Below are 19,077 nucleotides of genomic sequence, written 5' to 3'. Positions count from 1 at the left end.
CGCACCCGCACCCGCACCCGTACCCCTTCGTCCGGAGACCCCGTTGACCACCGCTGCCCTGACCCCCGAGATGGCCGCCCTGGGCATCGCCATAGGCCTGTTCTTCTCGCTGCTGTGCTACCTGACGACCAACCTGTCGCCCGGCGGCATGATCACGCCCGGCTGGCTGGCGCTCACCCTCATCGAGGACCTGCAGCGCGCGGCGATGGTGGTGGGCGTCACCGCCCTGACCTACGGCGGCACCAAGATCATGCAGCGGCTGGTGATCCTCTACGGCAAGCGGCTGTTCGCCGCGGTGGTGCTGCTGGGCGTGCTGTTGCAGGCCACGGTGATGATCGTGCTCTCGATCGAGTTCCCGCTGCTGTACGGCAACCAGACGCTCGGCTTCATCGTGCCGGGCCTGATCGCCTACCAGATGGTGCGCCAGCCCAAGGGGGCCACGCTGCTGGCCACCGGCACCGTCTCCCTCATGGCCTACATCGTCGTCGCCGCCGGCCTGCTGCTCGGCGTCATGCCGACCGTCTGAGAACCCAGGAGCAAACGATGGCAGGGAAGAAGAAGTCGCGGCCCGTCGTCACGGGCCTGGTACTGCTGGCACTCGTCGGTACCTCCGGCTACCTCACGCTGGAGCTGCGCAAGCAGGACGAACAGGGCGTCACCGAGGTGCGCAACGTCGGCGTCCTGGAGGGCGGCCGCAGCACCGGCGGCTCGACGGCCACCGGCAAGGAGACCTGGTCCCGCCTGGAGAACCCGGAGCGGTCCGTGCTGCGCGGGTCCGACGGCCAGATCAAGGCCGTGTTCACGGACGGCGCGCGCACCGCGACGCTGACCGGTCCGGCCCGCACCTTCCAGGAGCCGACCTCGACCGCCTCCAAGGTCAGCACCACCGACTGGGTGCGGCTGATGCCGGAGCCCTGGAAGAAGGGCGCGGAGGGGCAGAAGTGGTTCAAGGACTGGTACGCCGAGTACAAGGACAGCAAGGAGGACGACGTCTTCGCGTTCGCCTTCCAGTACGTGGCCGGCGCGCCGGAGAAGAAGGACGCGCAGGGCACCGTCTACGCCGGTGACGCGAACTTCGGTCCGCTGAACACGAGCGGGGCCGAGGGTGGCGACCTGCGTCTGGAGCAGTCCGACTTCTACGACTACCTCGGGGTGCAGTACCCCTTCCGGGACGGTGTCGTGGGGCAGCCGGAGGGTGCGCGGGCCCGTTCCATCGACTGCTCGGGCTTCATCCGCATGGTGCTGGGCTACCGGGCCCGCTTCCCCCTGATGTCCTCGGACAACTCCGGCGACGGGCTGCCGCGCACCGCCAACGGCATGGCCCGCTCCAAGGTGGGCGTCGACATCCTGCCGCTCGCCGGCGTCACGGCGAAGGACCGGCCGTCCGCCATCGACCAGCTCCAGCCGGGTGACCTCGCCTTCTTCAAGCTCGACACCCGCACCGGCGAGCGGCTCGACCACGTCGGCATGGTCCTCGGCCATGACACCGAGGGGCACCTGATCTTCGTGTCGAGCCGCGAGGAGGTCAACGGGCCCACCATCGGCGACGTCGGCGGCGTGTCCCGGCTCGACGGCAACGGCTACTACGCGAAGACGCTGCGGAGCGCGAAGCGCCTGTAGGCGTCAGCGCGGGCGAGTACGCGAGCGGCGGTCGACTTCTCGTCGACCGCCGCTACTCGTTCGGGCGCCGCTACTCGTTGGCCGCGGCCGACGCCTGTGCCTCGCCCCGCCTGCGGATCTGGCGGAACGTGAACTCGGCCAGGTCGTCGCCGGTCTGGTAGACCTTCGTGTCCTTCTCCGTCACGTCCCGGCCGCTGGTGAAGCCGGAGATGGTGAAGTAGGCGTAACGGCCGTAGGAGTTGGCGGTCGACAGGCAGATGGACGAGGTGCAGAAGTCCTTGATGCCCTTGCCGGACAGCGACCTGATGATGTCCTTCTGGGTGTTGACCTGGCCCTTGACCTTGGTGGCCTGCGCCGCGTTGTCGAAGACCGCCACGCCGACCGTCACCGCGATGCCGTCCTTTACGTACGAGACGCGCATGAAGCGGGTGCAGTCGCTGTTGGTGAGGATCTTCGGGAGGCCGCCCCTGGTGACCGCGGAGCAGCTCTTGGTGTCGTCCGTCGCGCCCTTCTTGTACACCGTGTCGCCCATGGTGAGCTGTGTGCCCGGGAAGAGGATCTGCGCGCCGAGCGGGGCGGTGTCCTTGTTCTTGCTGGACACGAAGTCCTTCGGGTCCAGCGGCGGCGGGGCGCTGGTCGGCGCGAAGGACGGGGCCGCGGCGGACTCGCCCGGCAGGGTCGCGGTTCCGGGCAGGTCCGAAGCCGGCTTGTTCGAGGCGGAGTTGCTGTCGTTCGCGGACACCACGGCCACGGCGACGGCGGCACCGATGGCGACGGTGGCGAGCGCGCCGCCGCCGATGAACAGCAGCCGGCGCCGCTTGTTGCGGGTCTCGGAGGCCTCGGCGAGCGCGGCCCAGTCCGGGGTCTGATCGGCGCCGTCGTTCCACGGCTGCTGGGAATGCGGTTTCCAGGGATCCCACTGGGACTGGGGTCCCCCCTGCTGCCCGTAGCTCATGGGGCGCATCTTAGACGGCCGTGGGGTGTGCCGGTCCGCCTCAAGGGGCGCATGGGCACCTGGCGTTCACGTAGTGAGCGGGTGCAAAAGCGACATCTGGGGGTGGTTGGTGCGATGTGCTGCGTGGTGTGGGGGTGCGGTGGTGCGGCCGGCCGGGGGTCCGTCGTATGACGTCTCACACTTCCTCCATATGCCGAGTGCGGTGACGCTGTGTGGTTCGGTGGTAACGGTGGCGGGTGTGGTGTCGGCGTACCGGGGGTGGATTTCGCCCCCGCCGCCCCTACCCGTCCCGTCCTCCAGGGGCTCCGCCCCTTCGACCCCGCCAGGGGGCTCCGCCCCCTGGACCCCCGGCCTCGCCCACCCACCACCCGACTCGGTCGGCCGCGAGGCTGGGCTCTGGGGGCGTTGGGGTGGGCGGGGTGAGGGAGTGACGGTGCGGCCGGGGCGGGGCGCGGCTGTGGTGCGGGCGGGTGGTGGGGCGGGGAGGGCGGCTGGGCGGCTGGGCGGCTGGTGGGCGGTGTTCGGGGACGGGGTGGCTGGTGGGCCGTTCGGGGTGGTGCGGGGTGGCTTTGGTGCTGGTGCTGGTGCTGGTGCTGGTGCTGGTGCTGGTGCGGGGAGGGGCGGAGGGGGCTGGGTGACTGGTGGGTGGTGTTCGGGGGTGGGGTGGCTGTGGTGCCGGCGGGGGAGCAGTGGGGAAGTGGGGCGCCGGTAAGTGGTGCTGGTGGGGTCGGGGTGGGGCTGTTGTCGTGTGGGTGTTTCCTGGAGTGGAGCGGGGCGGTCGCGGCGGTGGGGTCGCTCGGTGTCGGTTCGTATGGCTTGGCCCCGGTGGGTGAGGGCCCGTTTTGACCCGGCCGTGGCGCCGCAGGTATCCTGCATGTTCGTTGTGTATTGGCTTGCTCATTCTCACGGGACGGGCCCTTACACCGGTCCACCGGGCCGATGACCAGCGACCCCACTACGCGGTATGCGTCGCCGCCGTGCGGTCCAGGCTGTCGTGATCGTTTCGGTGACCTGTTCAGGACCATTCACTCGAAGCGAAGGCTACGAACCGTGCGTACGTACAGCCCCAAGCCCGGCGATGTGACGCGCCAGTGGCACGTCATCGACGCCCAGGACGTTGTCCTGGGTCGTCTCGCCACCACTGCTGCGACGCTCCTCCGGGGCAAGCACAAGCCGATCTACGCCCCGCACGTCGACGCTGGTGACTTCGTCATCATCATCAACGCCGACAAGGTGCACCTCTCCGGCAACAAGCGGACCCAGAAGATGGCGTACCGCCACTCCGGCTACCCGGGTGGTCTGCGCTCCGTCCGTTACGACGAGCTCCTCGACAAGAACCCCGAGAAGGCCATCGAGAAGGCCGTCAAGGGCATGCTCCCCAAGAACACTCTGGGCCGTCAGATGCTCTCGAAGCTGAAGGTCTACAAGGGTGACCAGCACCCGCACGGCGCGCAGCAGCCGCAGCCGTACGAGATCACCCAGGTCGCGCAGTAAGTCCGGCCACCCCCTAAGACTGAAGAGAATCTGAGGAGAATCGTGGCCGAGACCACTGCCGAGCAGCCGCTCGAAGAGCTTGACATCGACAGCTACACCACCGAGTCCGAGGTTCCGGTGGAGGGTGAGTACACCTCCGAGTCCCTCGGCTCGCGCTTCGGTGAGCCCCAGCCCGCCGCCGGCCTGGGTCGTCGTAAGAACGCCATCGCGCGCGTTCGCATCGTGCCGGGTTCCGGCAAGTGGAAGATCAACGGGCGGACGCTCGAGGACTACTTCCCGAACAAGGTGCACCAGCAGGAGGTCAACGAGCCGTTCAAGGTTCTTGAGCTCGAGGGTCGCTACGACGTCGTCGCCCGTATCGCCGGTGGCGGTGTCTCCGGTCAGGCCGGTGCGCTCCGTCTCGGTGTCGCCCGCGCGCTGAACGAGGCCGACATCGACAACAACCGCGGCCCGCTGAAGAAGGCCGGCTTCCTCAAGCGCGACGACCGTGCGGTCGAGCGCAAGAAGGCCGGTCTGAAGAAGGCCCGCAAGGCCCCGCAGTACAGCAAGCGCTAAGCGCAGGCTGCCTCTGCTCGTACTCCGGTACACCGCGGTACTCCGAACGCCCCGGCGGCACGCCACAGTGCCGCCGGGGCGTTCGTCTTATCCCCGGGCTCGGGCGTATAACGGCACAAGACGTTCAGATGTTCAGAAGTTCAAAGGCTTGTGTGATCCGATGCCCAGGCATGGAATGCCTGGAAGCGGGAGCCACCGGCGGTGTGCGACACAGCGAGCGCCGGCTCCGCTTTCGGAACTGATGTTTCCTCAGGAGGACAAGTGGGACGACTCTTCGGCACGGACGGCGTGCGTGGCGTCGCCAACGCGGATCTGACGGCCGAGATGGCGCTCGGTCTGTCCGTGGCGGCGGCGCACGTACTGGCCGAGGCGGGCACCTTCGAGGGCCATCGGCCGACTGCGGTGGTCGGACGGGACCCGCGCGCGTCCGGGGAGTTCCTGGAGGCCGCCGTGGTGGCCGGTCTGGCGAGCGCGGGTGTCGATGTGCTGCGGGTCGGCGTGCTGCCGACGCCCGCCGTCGCCCACCTCACCGGCTCGCTCGGCGCCGACCTCGGCGTCATGCTCTCCGCCAGCCACAACGCCATGCCCGACAACGGCATCAAGTTCTTCGCCCGCGGCGGCCACAAGCTCGCCGACGAGCTGGAGGACAGGATTGAGGCCGTGTACGAGGCCCACCGCCACGGTGAGCCCTGGGAGCGGCCGACGGGCTCGGGCGTCGGGCGCGTGCGGTCGTACGACGAGGGCTTCGACGAGTACGTCGGCCATCTCGTCGGCGTCCTGCCCAACCGGCTGGACGGGCTGAAGGTCGTCCTCGACGAGGCGCACGGCGCGGCGGCGGGGGTGTCGCCGGAGGCGTTCACCCGGGCCGGGGCCGAGATCGTCACCATCGGTGCCGAGCCGGACGGGCTCAACATCAACGACGGCTGCGGATCCACGCACCTCGACAAGCTCAAGGCCGCGGTCCTCGAACACCGTGCCGACTTCGGCGTCGCGCACGACGGGGACGCCGACCGGTGCCTCGCCGTGGACCACACCGGCGAGGAGGTGGACGGCGACCAGATCCTGGCCGTCCTCGCGCTGGCCATGCGGGAGCGGTCCGCGCTGCGGGCCGACACCGTCGTGGCGACCGTGATGTCCAACCTCGGGTTCAAGCTGGCGCTGGAGCGCGAGGGCCTGAAGCTGGTGCAGACCGCGGTCGGTGACCGGTATGTGCTGGAGGAGATGAAGGAGCACGGCTACGCCCTCGGCGGCGAGCAGTCCGGGCATGTCATCATCCTCGATCACGCCACGACCGGTGACGGCACCCTGACCGGGCTGCTGCTGGCGGCGCGGGTCGCGGAGACCGGACGGACGCTTCGGGAGCTGGCGTCCGTCATGGAGCGGCTGCCGCAGGTGCTGATCAATGTGCCGGACGTGGACAGGTCGCGGGTCGCGAGCTCGGCCGAGCTCGCCGCCGCCGTCGCCGAGGCGGAGCGGGAGCTGGGGGAGACCGGCCGGGTGCTGCTCCGGCCCTCCGGTACCGAGCCGCTGGTGCGGGTCATGGTCGAGGCCGCGGACATCGATCAGGCCCGGTCGGTGGCGGGGCGGCTGGCCGACTCGGTGAAGTCCGCGCTCGGGTAGTCCCCGGGGAGCGCCCCTTGTGGTGTCGAGGTTCCGGTCGTCCCTTGTCACGACCGGATGAAAAGGTCTTGCCGAGGACTCAAATCCCCCACACGCCACCCTGATTCGCCCAGCCGCCCGCGCTCGCGCTGCCATATTCGACAACCACTTCGGAGGTGGTTGTGACGAATGAGGTTGCGCACGTGGCCGGAGGCACCGCCGGGCGCATCGCCGATCTGGGCTGCCGCGAGGAGCGGGCGGTACGGGGCGGCGGGACCAGCAGGCGGGGGGAGTTCGGCGCCCGGGAGCGGATCGAGCGGCTGGTCGACAAGGGGTCCTTCAGCGAGACCGGGCTGTTCGTGCGGGCCCGGCCGACCGGCGACGGCGGCCGGCGCCCCTACGGCGACGGTGTCGTCACCGGGTACGGCACCGTCGACGGGCGCCGGGTGTGCGTCTTCGCCCAGGACTCCTCCGTGTTCGGCGGGAGCATGGGCGAGGCGTTCGGCGAGAAGACCGTCGCCCTGATGGACCTCGCCCTGAAGACCGGCTGCCCGGTCGTCGGGCTCAACGACTCCGGCGGCGCCCGCATCCAGGAGGGCGTCGCCTCGCTCGCCCTCTACGCCGAGCTGGTGCGCCGCAATGTGCAGGCGTCCGGGGTGATCCCGCAGATCTCCGTGGTGCTGGGGCCGTGCGCGGGCGGAGCCGCCTACTCGCCCGCGATCACCGACTTCACGGTGATGGTCGACGGCGCCTCGCACATGTTCGTCACCGGCCCCGACGTCATCGAAGCCGTCACCGGCGAGCGGGCCACCGCCGAGGAACTGGGCGGCGCCCGCACCAGCAACGCCGTCAACGGCAACGCGCACTTCCTCGCCGCCGACGAGCAGGACGCCCTGGACGTCGTACGCGATCTGCTGTCGTATCTGCCCGCGAACAACCTGGAGCGGCCCCCGGAGTACGCGCCCGGGGGCGCCCCGGACGGGGCCCTGCTCGACTCGGTCGTCCCGGACCGGATCGGGCAGGCCTACGACATGCGGGAGATCCTGCGGGCGGTCGTCGACGACGGTGAACTCCTCGACGTGCAGGAGCTGTTCGCGCCGAACATCATCTGTGCCCTGGCCCGCGTCGAGGGGCAGTCGGTCGGCGTCGTCGCGAACCAGCCGCTGCACGCCGCCGGCGTCCTCGACATCGACGCCTCCGAGAAGGCCGCGCGCTTCGTGCGGTTCTGCGACGCGTTCGGGATCCCGCTGCTGACCTTCGCCGACGTGCCGGGCTATCTGTCCGGCGTACGGCAGGAGCGGGGCGGCATCATCCGGCGCGGCGCCAAACTGCTGTACGCCTACGCCGAGGCGACCGTCCCCAAGGTCACGGTCGTGGTGCGCAAGGCGTACGGCGGCGGGTACGCCGTGATGGGCTCCAAGCACCTGGGCGCCGACATCAACCTCGCCTGGCCCACCGCCCGTATCGCGGTGATGGGCGCCGAGGGCGCGGTGGGCGTCCTGCACCGACGTGAACTGGCCGCCGCCGACGATCCCGAGGCGCTGCGGACCCGACTGGTCGCCGCGTACGAAGAGACCCACGGCACGCCCTACCTCGCCGCCGAACGCGGCTACGTCGACGGCGTCATCGCGCCCCGCGACACCCGCGACCACATCAGCCGCGCGCTGCGCGCCCTGCGCGGCAAACGCGCGCCCCTGCCGCAGCGCAGGCACGGCAACATCCCGCTCTGACCGGAGGGAGGGGAGGGGCCCGAGGGCGTGTGCAACGCCCCGCGACGGTCCGCCCGCCCGCCCGCCCGCACAGTCCCCCACGCATCCCCCACGCATCTGACCCGCCTGGACCGGCAGTCGCTCGCCCAGCCGATCCCGGACGTGAGGAGCCACGCCAGATGGACAGTCGCCGCCCCCCGCTCACGCCCGCCTGCCAGACCCTGCCCCAGTGCGTGCGGCACTGGGCCGAAGTCGCCCCGGAACGCCGGGCGTTCACCTTCGTCGACCACCCCGCGCCGCACTCGCGCGGCGTCCACCGCACGCTGACCTGGCGGCGCCTGGACCTGCGCGTGCGCGCGCTCGCCGCCCGGCTCGCCGAGGTCGCGGAGCCGGGGGCGCGGATCGCGTTGCCGTGTCCGCAGGGGGTGGAGTACGTCACCGGGTTCCTCGGGGTGCTGGCCGCCGGGATGGTGGCCGTACCGCTGTATCCGCCGGGCCTGCCGGGGCACGCGGACCGGCTGGCGGGAGTCCTGGCCGACGCGCGCCCGGCGGCCGTCGTGACCACGAGCCGGGCCCGGCAGGAGGTGCGGGACTTCCTGGCGGGGGTGGCGGGCGGACGGGACCGGACGCCGGTCGTCTGCGTCGACGAGGTGGCCGACGACGACGCCCGGGGATGGCGCCCGGCCGACCCGGACGACGCCGCGACCACCGCCTATCTCCAGTACACCTCCGGTTCGACCCGCGCCCCGGCCGGAGTGGAGATCACCCACGCCAACGTCGTCGCCAACGCCCGCCAGGCGCTGACCGCGTACGGCGCCGACGCCCACCCCGTGACGTGCGTGGGCTGGCTGCCGCTCTACCACGACATGGGGCTGGTGCTCAGCGTGGCCGCGCCGGTGGTGCGCGGGCTGCTGTCGGTGCTGATGGACCCGGCCGCCTTTCTGCACGAGCCCGTGCGCTGGCTGAGGCTGCTCGGCGCGCATCCGCGTGCCGTGAGCGCCGCGCCCAACTTCGCGTACGACTACTGCGCGTCCGCCGTCACCGACGCCCAGAAGGCGGACCTCCGGCTCGACGGGGTCACCGCGCTGATCAACGGCAGCGAGCCGGTGCGCCCCGGCACGGCCGACCGCTTCCACGCCGCCTTCGCCGACCAGGGGCTCGCGCCCACGACGCACTGCCCCTCGTACGGGCTCGCCGAGGCCACCGTCTTCGTCAGCGCCGCCCGGCCCGGCGCACCGCTCGGCCGTTTCGCCCTGGACCGCGACGCGCTCGCCGCCGGGAAGGCGTTGCCCGCGCGGCCCGACGACCCCAGGGCCGTGCTGCTGGCCGGCTGCGGGACCCCGGCGGGGCAGCGCGTCCGCATCGCCGACCCCGCCGGTCGGGCCGTCCTGCCCGAGGGCGAGGTCGGCGAGATATGGGTGCAGGGTCCCAACGTCGGGCGCGGTTACTGGAACCGGGCGGAGGAGAGCGAGCGGGTCTTCGGGGCCGGGTTCGCGGACACCGGGGACGCGCCGGACGGCCGTTGGCTGCGCACGGGTGACCTGGGCGCGGTGCTGGACGGGCAACTGCTCGTCACCGGCCGCCTCAAGGACCTCGTCATCGTCGACGGCCGCAACCACTACCCGCAGGACCTGGAGGCCACGGCTCAGGACGCGCACCCGGCCGTACGACGGGACCGGCTCGCCGCGTTCGCCGTGCCCGGGGCCGCGGGGGAGCGGGTCGTGATCGTGGCCGAGCACGTGCGCACCGCGACCCTGACCGCCCTGGACGTACCGGCTGTGGCCCGCGCCGTACGCGGCGCCGTCTCCGCCCGGCACGGCCTGCGGCTGGACGACGTCGTACTCGTCCCACCGGGGACGGTCGCCCGCACCTCCAGCGGCAAGGTGTCGCGTGCGTTGACGCGGGGGCGGTATCTGGAGGGGGCGTATACGGGGGGTGCCGAGGTGGGGGCGGGCGGCGCGCCGCTGGACGGCACGACGGCGGGCGAGACGTCCCGCACCGACGCACGACCCAACGACCTGCCTGTCACCGAGACGAGCACGCGGCGGACGTCACCGACCGACCCGGCCACGCGGCACACCCCTGCCACCGACCGGGCCACGCGGCACGCCGCACTACCCTCCTCCGCCGCCGACGACACCGCGGAGGCCGCAGGATGAGGGCCGTCGACGCGGACGTGCTGCGGCGGGTGATCGCCGAGCGGGTGGCCTCGTGGCACGGTTCGGCGGCCGAGGACGTTCCGATGGACCGGCAGCTCGCGGAGCTCGGCATGTCGTCGCGGGACGCGGTCGCGCTGGCCGGGGAGCTGTCCCGGGTCACGGGGTGCGAGCTGCCGCCGACGCTGCTGTGGGAGGCGCCGACCGGTGAGGCGCTGGTGGCGCGGCTGTGCGGTACGGCCCCCGGACCCGCGCCGCTCGTCATGGCGCCCGGCGCGCCGGGAGAGCCCGTCGCGGTCGTCGGCGTCGGCTGCCGGCTGCCCGGCGGGGTGCACGGGCCGGGCGACTACTGGCGGCTGCTGTGCCAGGGCGGGGATGCCGTTCGGCGGGTGCCGGAGGACCGTTGGCGCGACTTCACCGCCTTTCCGCCCGCCGACGCGCATCCGTACGGCGGCTATCTCGACGACATCGCCGGGTTCGACGCGGACTTCTTCCGCATCACGCCGCGCGAGGCCGCGGTGATGGACCCCCAGCAGCGGATCCTGCTGGAGGTCGTCCACGAGGCGCTCGACCACGCCGCCGTCCCGGCCGCGTCCCTCGCGGGAACGGCCACGGGCGTCTTCGTCGGCGTCTCCGCGCCGGAGTACGGCCAGCTCACCGGCGCCGACCCGGCCGCCGTCGACCCGTGGGCGCCGGCCGGCGCGGCCCTCAGCGTCACCGCGGGCCGGCTGGCGTACGTCCTGGACACGCGCGGGCCCTGCCTGGCCGTGGACACCGCGTGCTCCTCCTCGCTGGTCGCCGTGCACCACGCCTGCGTCAGCCTGCGGGCCGGCGAGAGCGAGACGGCGATCGCGGCCGGGGTCAACCTGCTGCTGTCGCCGGCCGTCACCGTCGCCTTCGAGCGGGCGGGCGTCCTCGCGCCCGACGGGCGCTGCAAGCCGTTCTCGGCCGCCGCCGACGGCATCGGGCGCGGCGAGGGCTGCGCGGCCGTGGTCCTGAAGCGGCTGTCGCACGCCGAGCGGGACGGTGACCGGGTGCTCGCGGTGATCCGTACGACGGCCGTCAACTCCGACGGGCGGTCCAACGGGCTGATGGCCCCCAATCCGGCAGCGCAGCGGGCCCTGTTGGAGACCGCCTACGCGCGGGCCGGGCTCACCCCGGCGCACGTCGACTTCGTCGAGGCGCACGGCACCGGCACCCCGCTCGGCGACCCGATCGAGGCGGGTGCGCTCGCCTCGGTGCTCGGCGGCGGCCGCGACCCCGACCAGCCGCTGCTGCTCGGCTCCGTCAAGGGCAACCTCGGTCACCTGGAGTCGGCCGCGGGCATCGCCGGCCTGGTCAAGACGGTGCTCGCCCTCCACCACGACGTCATCCCGCCCTCCCCGCACTGCGCGGACGGCAGCGCGCTCGGCGACGACCGGCTGCGGGTGGTGACCGAGCCCGAGCCGTGGCCCCGTTACGGCGGCACGGCCACCGCCGGGGTCTCCGGGTTCGGCTTCGGCGGCACCAACGCCCACGCCGTCCTGGAGGAATGGCGTCCCGTCGGCCCCTCGCCGACGTCGGCCGACGAGCCCGCCGTCCGGCTGCACCTCCTCTCCGACGCCGACGCCGAGCGGGTGCGCGACACCGCCGCCCGGGTCGCCGACTGGCTGGACACCAGCGCCGCGCACCCGGCCGACATCGCCCGCACCCTCGCCGGACGCACCGGCCGGGGACCCGTACGCGCCGCCGTGGCCGCCCGCGACCGGGCCGAACTCGCCGACGCGCTGCGTGCACTGGCGGCCGGGCGGCCGGACGGGCGGGTCGTCACCGGCGACCGTGACCTCGTCGGCCGGGGCGGCACGGTGTGGGTCTTCTCCGGCTACGGCTGCCAGTGGCCCGGCATGGGGCGCCGGCTCCTGGAGGAGGAGCCCGCGTTCGCCGCCGCCGTGGAGAAGCTCGACCCGCAGCTCGCCGCCGAGTGCGGCGGACTGTCCCTGTACGACCACCTGACGTCCGGCACCGGCCTGGACCGCTTGGAGACCGCCCAGCCTCTGCTGTTCGGGGTCCAGTTGGCGCTCGCGGAACTGTGGCGTTCGTACGGTGTCGAGCCCGCGGCCGTGATCGGTCACTCCATGGGCGAGGTGGCCGCCGCCGTGTGCGCGGGCGCCCTCGACGTGTCGGACGGCGCGCGCGTCATCGCCGTACGCGCCCGGCTGCTGAGCGGACTGCGGGGCGGGGCGATGGCCGTCGTCGACCTCGACGACTCCGAACTCGGGCGCCTCGAAGAGGACTTCCCGGGGGTCCACGTCGCCGTGCACTCCTCTCCCCGGCAGAAGGTCGTCACCGGGGAGGAGGCGGCGGTGGGCCGGCTGGTGCGGCGGCTGGAGAAGGAGGGCCGGGCCGCCCGGTCCATGCGGGTCGTCGGCGCCGGGCACTCCCCGCAGGTCGACGCGCTGCTGCCGGAACTCGCCGACGGGCTGGCCGGTGTGACGGGACGCCGGCCGCGGCTGCCCGTGTACTCCACCGTCCTGGACGACCCGCGCGGTACGAGCACCTTCGACGCCGCCCACTGGGTCGCCAACCTGCGGCGGCCGGTTCGCCTGGACCGGGCCGTCGCGGCGGCAGCGGCCGACGGTCACACCGCCTTCCTGGAGATCTCCCCGCACCCCGTCCTCGCGGGCGCCGTCACCGACTCCGCGCCCGGCTCCCTCGCCCTGGCCACACTGCGCCGCGACGCCGACGGATCGGCCGCGTTCGCCGCACAACTGGGCGCGCTGTACGCGGCCGGACAGCGCCTGCCACTGCCGCCCGGCCGGGTCGTCGACGTACCCGGGCCGCGCTGGCGTCACGCGCGGTACTGGTGGACGGACGGGAGGACGTGGGCGGGAACCGCGTCGGCTGCGGGGCTGACGGGTGCCCGGGCCGGCGGCCTCGCGGACCAGGCGAGCGCCACCGAGGGCACCGCGCATCCAGGTCCGGATCCCTCCCCGCTCCTGGCCCGCCTCAGCCACCACATCGCCGCCGTCAGCGGCCATCCGCCGGCCCGCGTCACGCCGGACACCGCCCTCGCCGACCTCGGCCTCGACTCGCTGATGGCGGTCCGCGTCCGTACGGCCCTGGAGCGCGAGTTCCGTATCGAGCTGCCCCTGCGCGACCTGCTCGGCGCCGCCACCGTCGCCGACGCCGCCGACCGCGTCGAGCGGGCGCTTCCCCAGTCGGCCGGTGGCGTGTGCCCGCGTCCCCTACGCGCCACCGGCTCCCGTCCTCCCCTGTTCCTCGTGCACGCCGCCGGGGGACCGACCACCGTGTACCGGACGCTCACCGAGCGACTCGGCGCCGACCAGCCGGTGTTCGGACTCGACCGGATCGAGCAGGCCCGCACCGTGCCGGACAAGGCGCGGCGGTACGCCGAGGCTGTCACCGCCGCGCACCCCGACGGGCCCGTCCTGCTGGGCGGCTGGTCCTTCGGCGGCTTCGTCGCCCAGGAGACCGCCCGGCAGCTCGCCGAGGCGGGACGGGACGTACGGCTGCTGGTGCTCATCGACTCCGTACGCCCGCTCGTCGACCCCGGCCCGGCGCCGGCGGACCGGGTCCGGGCGCACTTCGAGGGCTTCGCCGCCCACGTGGCCGACGCCTACGGGGTCCGGCTGGAGCTGCCGTACGACGACCTCGTGGCCATGGACGACGACGAGCACCGTATCGACGCCGTGCTGAAGGCGCTGAGCGCGGCCGCCGACGTGCCGGGCGCCGCGTTGGAGCACCAGCGCGCCTCCTACCTGGACCTGCGGATCGGCGAGGCGCACCGCCCCGGCCGGTACGACGGGCGCGTGGTCCTCTACCGGGCGACCGACCCCGCCCCGCACACCGTGCGCGACCCCGCCTACGAGCGGGACGACGAGGCGCTGGGCTGGGACGAGGTGTGCCCGGACCTGGAGGTCGTCCGGGTGCCCGGCCACCATCTGGCGCTGCTCGACCCGCCGTACGTCGACGAGATCGCCGCCCATCTGGGCCGGGTGCTCGACCCGCACGCCCCATCCCCCTGAACCGGAACCCCGAGGAGCCGCCATGCCCCGCCGCACCACGAGAGTCATCGGAGCCACCGGAGTATCCCGGCGCACCGCCGCCAAGGCCACGGCCGCCGCCGGACTGGCCGTCCTGTTCGGCGCCACGACCGGCACGACCCGCGCCCGGGCGGCCACCCGGCTGGGCCCGCGCACCCTGGACCTCGCCGTGCCCTCCGCCGCCCTGGGCCGCAGCGCGCCGGTGCGGCTGATCCTGCCGTCCGGCTTCGACACGGCCGCCGGGCGGACGTACCCCGTGCTGTATCTGCTGCACGGCGCCCACGACGACTACACCTCCTGGACCCGGGAGACGGACATCGAGTCCTTCACCGAGGGCCGGGACCTGATCGTGGCGATGCCGGACGCGGGCCCCACGGGCATTCCCACCGCCTGGCGCGACGGCCTGGACTACGAGACGTTCCAGGTCGAGGAGGTGCCGGCGCTGCTCGCGCGGGACTACCGGGCCTCCGGCGTACGGGCCGTCGCCGGCGTGTCGACGGGCGGCTACGGGGCGATGGCGCACGCGGCCCGCCACCCGGGCGCCTTCACCGCCGCCGCCTCCTACAGCGGCGTCCTCGACACCACCGCGCCCGGCGTGCCGACCATCGTGGACGCGATCGTCGCCCGCGAGGGACTGTCACCGGCCTCCCTGTGGGGCAACCCGTTCCTCAACCTCCTCACCTGGCGGGACTTCAACCCGCGCGCCCGCGCCGAGGGGCTGCGCGGCACGGCCCTGTACGTCTCGCAGGGCAGCGGACTGGCCGGCGGCATCGGCGACTGGCTGCCCGAGGCGCTGGAGAGCGCCCTGTGGCCCTCGGCCCGCGGCTTCGCCGCCGCGCTCGCGCGCAGGGGCATCCCGGCCACCACTCACTTCTACCCGGGAGGGGGACACGACTGGGCGTACTGGAAGGGGGAGTTCACGGCGTCGTGGCCGATCCTCGCCGACGCTCTGGGTGTGCCGGAGTGATGTCGGTGCCGTGGGGGCACGGAACGGAGCGGAGGGGACGTCCGTCCAACCCAGGACGTCCCACTCGTCCCACGGGCAACAGCGCGCGGGCGGGTCGCTTCCGGGCGAAAGGAGTGTCCCCGATGGCTGTTCCCACCCCGCACGAGGTGCCGGAGGCCCGCGGGGCCGTGCCCCTGCCGCCCGGCCTCGCGGAGCTGTTGCGCGCCCGGCTGGAGGGCGTGGCCGACGAGGTGGAGGCGGAGGTCCGCAGCCGCGTTCCCGAGTACGCGCGGCCCGGGGACGACCTCTACCGCAAGCGGCTGCGGGACGGGGTGGTGCAGGCGCTCACCCTGTTCGTCGACCACATCGCCGACCCGCGCGACAACGGGGAGTCGATCGCGGCGACGTACTACGAACTCGGGCGCGGCGAGGCCCTGGAGGGCCGCGGACTGGACCCCTTGCAGTCCGCGCTGCGCGTCGGCGGCATGCACGCCTGGCGGCTGCTGGGCCGCACCGCGGAGGAACTGGGGCTGGACTCGACGGTCGTGGCCGCGCTGGGCGAGCTCGCCTTCCGCACGGTGCACGAGGTCGCTGAGGCGGCCGCCGCCGGCCACGCGGAGGCTCAGCTGCGCAGTACGGACGAGCTGGAGCGCCGCCGCAGACGGCTCCTTGGCCTGCTGCTGAGCGAGGGCCCGGTGGCCGTGGAGGCCGTGCAGGACCTGGCGCACCAGGCCCGGTGGCCGGTGCCGCGGCAGGTCGCCGTCGTCGCGCTCGCGGCCGCCGCCGAACAGGGCGAGGAGGAGCGGCCGTTGTCCATGGCGGGGGCCCTGGTGGACATGGAGTCCCGGCCGCCGCGCATGCTGGTGCCCGACCCCGACCGATCCGGGCGGTGGGCCGGCCGCGGTTTCACGCTCGCGCTGCGCGGCCGTCCCGCCGCGATCGGGCCGACGGTCCCGCTCACCGAGGCCGCGCAGTCGCTGCGCTGGGCCACCCGGGCGCTGGGCCTGATGGGGCGCGGAATCCTGCCCCGGCAGGGTGTGGTGCGGTGCGCCGACCACCTGTCGACCCTGCTGCTGCACGCCGACGAACCACTGCTCGCCGAACTCCGCGCCACCGCCCTTGCCCCGCTCGACGAGGTCTCCGCCGGACAGCGTGCCCGGCTCGCCGAGACGCTGCTGGCCTGGCTGCTCAGCGGCAGCAACGTGCCCGATGTCGCCGCCCGGCTGCACATCCACCCGCAGACGGTCCGCTACCGCCTGCGCCAGCTGGACAAGCTGTTCGGCGACACCCTGCACGACCCGGGGAGCCGCCTCGACCTCGTGCTCGCGCTGCGCGCGGAATCTCTTCAGTGACTACTCATTGAGCGAAGAAAAAGCTGCCGCTTTTCTTTCTCCCGTCCATAACACCCGGCAGAGCCGGGCGAATACCTTCGGGGCCTCCTTTCCCGCAGGCGCGTCATGCGCTCCCCACATGGAGGAAGGCCCATGCGTATTCGTTCGTGTCTCGCCGCGCTCGCACTGCTCGGCGGGGCCTCGGTCGCCACCCTCACGGCGCCCTCGGCGTCGGCCGCGGCCTGCTCGGACATCGAGGTCGTCGCTGCTCGTGGCACCTTCGAGCCGGGCACGCTCGGCTTCATCGTCGGCGATCCGGTGTACTCCGCACTCCAGAAGAAACTGACCGGCAAAAGCCTTTCCAGCTACAAGGTGAATTACCCGGCGGATCTTTCCCCCACGTCGGCCGCACAGGGAAACGCGGATCTGGTGAATCACGTCAACGGGCAGGCATCCGCGTGCCCGAACCAGCGGTTCATTCTCGTGGGCTATTCGCAGGGCGCGAACGTCGTCGACAACTCGATCGGCATCAGCAGCGCCGGCGCGGTGGTCGGCAGCCCCATCGTGGCCACCCTGCCGGCCGCGGTCGAGCCGAAGGTCGCCGCGGTGCTGCTGTTCGGCAACCCGATCCGGGCCATCGGCAAGAGCGTCACCGGCGTCTACCAGAGCCGCACGATCGACTTCTGCGCCAAGGGCGACCCCATCTGTGAGAACGGCGGGAACGACGTGGGCGCACACCTCGGCTACACGGCCGACGCGGACGCCGCCGCCACGTTCGCGGCGGGCAAGGTCTGAGCCGTACGGCGCACGAGGGCGGCCCGGGGAGGTTCGACTTCCCGGGCCGCCCTACCTGTGCACATGGCTGTCGTACGGCTATCGCGGGTCCCCGGCGAACCGCGCGAGGTTGGTGGAGACCGGCTCGGGCCGGCCGTCGTTCTGCACCGGCGCCGCGGTCAGCACGTCGAGGTGCTGGTAGCCGTCGGCGACCACGGGGTGCAGGTCGGCCGGGACGCGGCCGGCCAGGAGTCCGTCGCCCGCGAGCACGGTCAGGGTGGGGTTGGCGGTGAGCCCGCCGGGATGCACGACGAGCCGCTTCACCTGCGGTGAGGTGGCCAGCTCCAGATCGGTGACCAGCTTGGTCGGGAAGTACTGCTCGGTGAAGTCCAGCGGCTGCTGGGCCAGGCTCCGGGCCAGCTCCTGGATGTCGGTGACCTCCTTGCCCGCGTCGGTGAAGGGCGTGCCGTCGGCCGACCGGTATCCGGGGTCGTCGGCGTCACCGACACGGTCGTAATCGCGCCAGGTGTACAGCGGCCCCTCGGGCCGGTCCGGGATCGCCTTGTACTCCGTGCCGAACAGGCCGGGCTGCTCCTGGGAGCCGTTGGCGGCGGGGAAGTTCTTGTCGGCGACCGGCCCGCCGTCGAAGAACCCGACGCTGCTCTGCAGGAAGGCGAGCGGTACGGAGTGGTCGTCCAGCAGGGCGCCCAGGACCGCCTCGTTGGTGAGCCGGAAGTCCTTCACGCCGGGGGAGCCGGTGAGGAAGGCGGCGGTGTCCTTGGAGAACAGGAAGCGGTTGGTGGCCTCGATGTTGAGGTTGGACGGCAGATAGCGGGGCAGGTCGGCCTCGGCGCCGGGATCGCGTACGGCGCCCATCCCGGCGATCGCGAGCAGCGTCATGGTCTCGGGGTTGAGTAGCACCGGCGCGGACAGCGACCGTGGCAGCACTCCGCTGTCGAGGCCGGCCTGTACGACGCCGTGGCCGAGGCCGATGTCCGGCAGGTTGGTGTCGTCGGGGATGCTGCCGCTGAGGTCGGCGAGCGAGGTGGAGACGGTGGTGTCGAGGGCGAAGTAGCCGGCGCACTGGTTGTACCCGGCGTCGGCCGTGGTCGCCGGGTCGCCGTCGAAGTCGGCGGTGGCGAAGTAGCCGGTGACGACGCCGCCCAGCGAGTGCCCGCCGCACAGCACCTTGCGCTTGCGCAGTGCCTGGTCGGGCAACTCGGCGGTGAGCAGGTCGTACTGGTCCCGGACGGTCCGCTCGATGCCGAGCCGTGCCATCCACCCCAGCTTCTCGTTGCCGGCGAAGCCCTCGAAGGTCCGGCCGTCGACCTGCTTGCCGCGGTAGTAGTAGTCGACGGCCGTGTGCTGGTCGCCGGAGGCGATGCCGGTGCGGTCCTCCAGGCAGTTGGAGCGCCGGTCCAGCGCCCAGAACTCGATGTGCCGGCCCTGCTCGGCGGCTGCCGCCACGGTGTTGCGGGCGACGCTGTCGAAGGCCCCGGCGCCCTCCAGGATGCCCGGCTGGGCGACGAGGATCCGGTCCGCGTCGGCGGAGGCGGCCGGACCGTCGGCGGCGCGGTAGCGCAGATACGACAGCCAGTCGCACGCGGCCGGGCGGGGCCCCGCCGACTCGGGCAACGGCGCCTTCACCCGCACCACGGACTCGCGCACCCCGGCGACCGCGGACCCCACCGCCACCGGTGTCTCGGTCCGCGCCCCGTCCGCGCGGGCACCGGGGGCCGCCGCCGTGAGCGTCCCCGCGGTCAGCAGCACCGCGAGCGCGCCACCGCGCCACGTTCCTTTCCCACGCTTCCCGCTCTTCCTGTTCTCCCTGTTCTCCCTGCTTTTCCTGCTGCAAATCGTGTCCATGTCACGGACGCTAGAGGCCGGGCCCCGCC

13 protein-coding genes are annotated in these 19,077 nt (G+C 73.0%); 11 read left to right on the top strand and 2 right to left on the bottom strand.

All coding sequences use genetic code 11. From position 1 onward, the window contains the following. Positions 1-43 precede the first annotated feature (43 nt). Together IM697_RS40540 and IM697_RS40535 are read left to right on the top strand one after the other, a co-directional pair. On the top strand, positions 44-526 hold the full coding sequence (locus tag IM697_RS40540) for a poly-gamma-glutamate biosynthesis protein PgsC/CapC (protein WP_019753111.1): 483 nt from the start codon (positions 44-46) through the stop codon (positions 524-526). 17 nt (positions 527-543) lie between these two features. Then, positions 544-1,620: an NlpC/P60 family protein gene (locus IM697_RS40535; RefSeq protein ID WP_194041961.1), complete on the top strand. Its 1,077-nt coding sequence runs from the start codon at positions 544-546 to the stop codon at positions 1,618-1,620. Positions 1,621-1,690: 70 nt separating this feature from the next. Here IM697_RS40535 and IM697_RS40530 read toward each other — a convergent pair whose 3' ends face one another. Next, entirely contained in the window at positions 1,691-2,575 is an 885-nt protein-coding gene (locus tag IM697_RS40530; RefSeq protein ID WP_194041959.1) for a hypothetical protein, read from the bottom strand. 1,050 nt (positions 2,576-3,625) lie between these two features. Here IM697_RS40530 and rplM point away from each other — a divergent pair. The 9 genes from rplM (at position 3,626) to IM697_RS40485 (ending at position 17,203) form a co-directional block, all read left to right on the top strand. Next, a complete protein-coding gene (gene rplM / locus IM697_RS40525) occupies positions 3,626-4,069 on the top strand; it encodes a 50S ribosomal protein L13 (protein ID WP_010036634.1) in 444 nt (147 codons plus the stop codon). A 42-nt stretch (positions 4,070-4,111) separates the two neighbouring features. After that, positions 4,112-4,624, top strand: coding sequence for a 30S ribosomal protein S9 (rpsI, locus tag IM697_RS40520; RefSeq protein ID WP_194041957.1), 513 nt, complete (start codon positions 4,112-4,114; stop codon positions 4,622-4,624). Between the two features lie 261 nt (positions 4,625-4,885). After that, the gene (gene glmM / locus IM697_RS40515) at positions 4,886-6,244 is read left to right on the top strand and encodes a phosphoglucosamine mutase (RefSeq protein ID WP_194041955.1); all 1,359 of its coding nucleotides are present in this window, start codon (positions 4,886-4,888) and stop codon (positions 6,242-6,244) included. Between the two features lie 182 nt (positions 6,245-6,426). Beyond that, on the top strand, positions 6,427-7,953 hold the full coding sequence (locus tag IM697_RS40510) for an acyl-CoA carboxylase subunit beta (protein ID WP_194041953.1): 1,527 nt from the start codon (positions 6,427-6,429) through the stop codon (positions 7,951-7,953). 158 nt (positions 7,954-8,111) lie between these two features. Then, complete coding sequence (locus tag IM697_RS40505) at positions 8,112-10,091, top strand: fatty acyl-AMP ligase (protein WP_228044367.1); 1,980 nt, start codon at positions 8,112-8,114, stop codon at positions 10,089-10,091. Next, a complete protein-coding gene (locus tag IM697_RS40500) occupies positions 10,088-14,113 on the top strand; it encodes a type I polyketide synthase (RefSeq protein WP_194041951.1) in 4,026 nt (1,341 codons plus the stop codon). Before IM697_RS40505 ends, IM697_RS40500 begins: the two co-directional genes overlap by 4 nt. A gap of 22 nt (positions 14,114-14,135) precedes the next feature. After that, on the top strand, positions 14,136-15,098 hold the full coding sequence (locus IM697_RS40495; RefSeq protein ID WP_194041949.1) for an alpha/beta hydrolase: 963 nt from the start codon (positions 14,136-14,138) through the stop codon (positions 15,096-15,098). A 122-nt stretch (positions 15,099-15,220) separates the two neighbouring features. Then, a complete protein-coding gene (locus IM697_RS40490) occupies positions 15,221-16,429 on the top strand; it encodes a PucR family transcriptional regulator (RefSeq protein WP_194041947.1) in 1,209 nt (402 codons plus the stop codon). A 132-nt stretch (positions 16,430-16,561) separates the two neighbouring features. Further along, on the top strand, positions 16,562-17,203 hold the full coding sequence (locus tag IM697_RS40485; RefSeq protein WP_194041945.1) for a cutinase family protein: 642 nt from the start codon (positions 16,562-16,564) through the stop codon (positions 17,201-17,203). Positions 17,204-17,281: 78 nt separating this feature from the next. On the opposite strand, the gene IM697_RS40480 is transcribed toward IM697_RS40485, so the two are convergent. Further along, the gene (locus IM697_RS40480; RefSeq protein ID WP_194050085.1) at positions 17,282-18,952 is read right to left on the bottom strand and encodes a hypothetical protein; all 1,671 of its coding nucleotides are present in this window, start codon (positions 18,950-18,952) and stop codon (positions 17,282-17,284) included. Positions 18,953-19,077 lie beyond the last annotated feature (125 nt).

This window comes from Streptomyces ferrugineus (assembly GCF_015160855.1).
Lineage (GTDB): Bacteria > Actinomycetota > Actinomycetes > Streptomycetales > Streptomycetaceae > Streptomyces > Streptomyces ferrugineus.
Note: the sequence above shows the minus strand (reverse complement) of the source record. Positions and strands in the feature narration are given on the sequence as shown.

Excerpts from the sequence above, each read along its gene's own strand:
- IM697_RS40535 (WP_194041961.1), top strand. The coding sequence starts at position 544 with ATGGCAGGGAAGAAGAAGTCGCGGCCCGTCGTCACGGGCCTGGTACTG.
- IM697_RS40530 (WP_194041959.1), bottom strand. The coding sequence starts at position 2,575 with ATGAGCTACGGGCAGCAGGGGGGACCCCAGTCCCAGTGGGATCCCTGG.
- IM697_RS40505 (WP_228044367.1), top strand. The coding sequence starts at position 8,112 with ATGGACAGTCGCCGCCCCCCGCTCACGCCCGCCTGCCAGACCCTGCCC.
- IM697_RS40500 (WP_194041951.1), top strand. The coding sequence starts at position 10,088 with ATGAGGGCCGTCGACGCGGACGTGCTGCGGCGGGTGATCGCCGAGCGG.
- IM697_RS40495 (WP_194041949.1), top strand. The coding sequence starts at position 14,136 with ATGCCCCGCCGCACCACGAGAGTCATCGGAGCCACCGGAGTATCCCGG.
- IM697_RS40490 (WP_194041947.1), top strand. The coding sequence starts at position 15,221 with ATGGCTGTTCCCACCCCGCACGAGGTGCCGGAGGCCCGCGGGGCCGTG.
- IM697_RS40485 (WP_194041945.1), top strand. The coding sequence starts at position 16,562 with ATGCGTATTCGTTCGTGTCTCGCCGCGCTCGCACTGCTCGGCGGGGCC.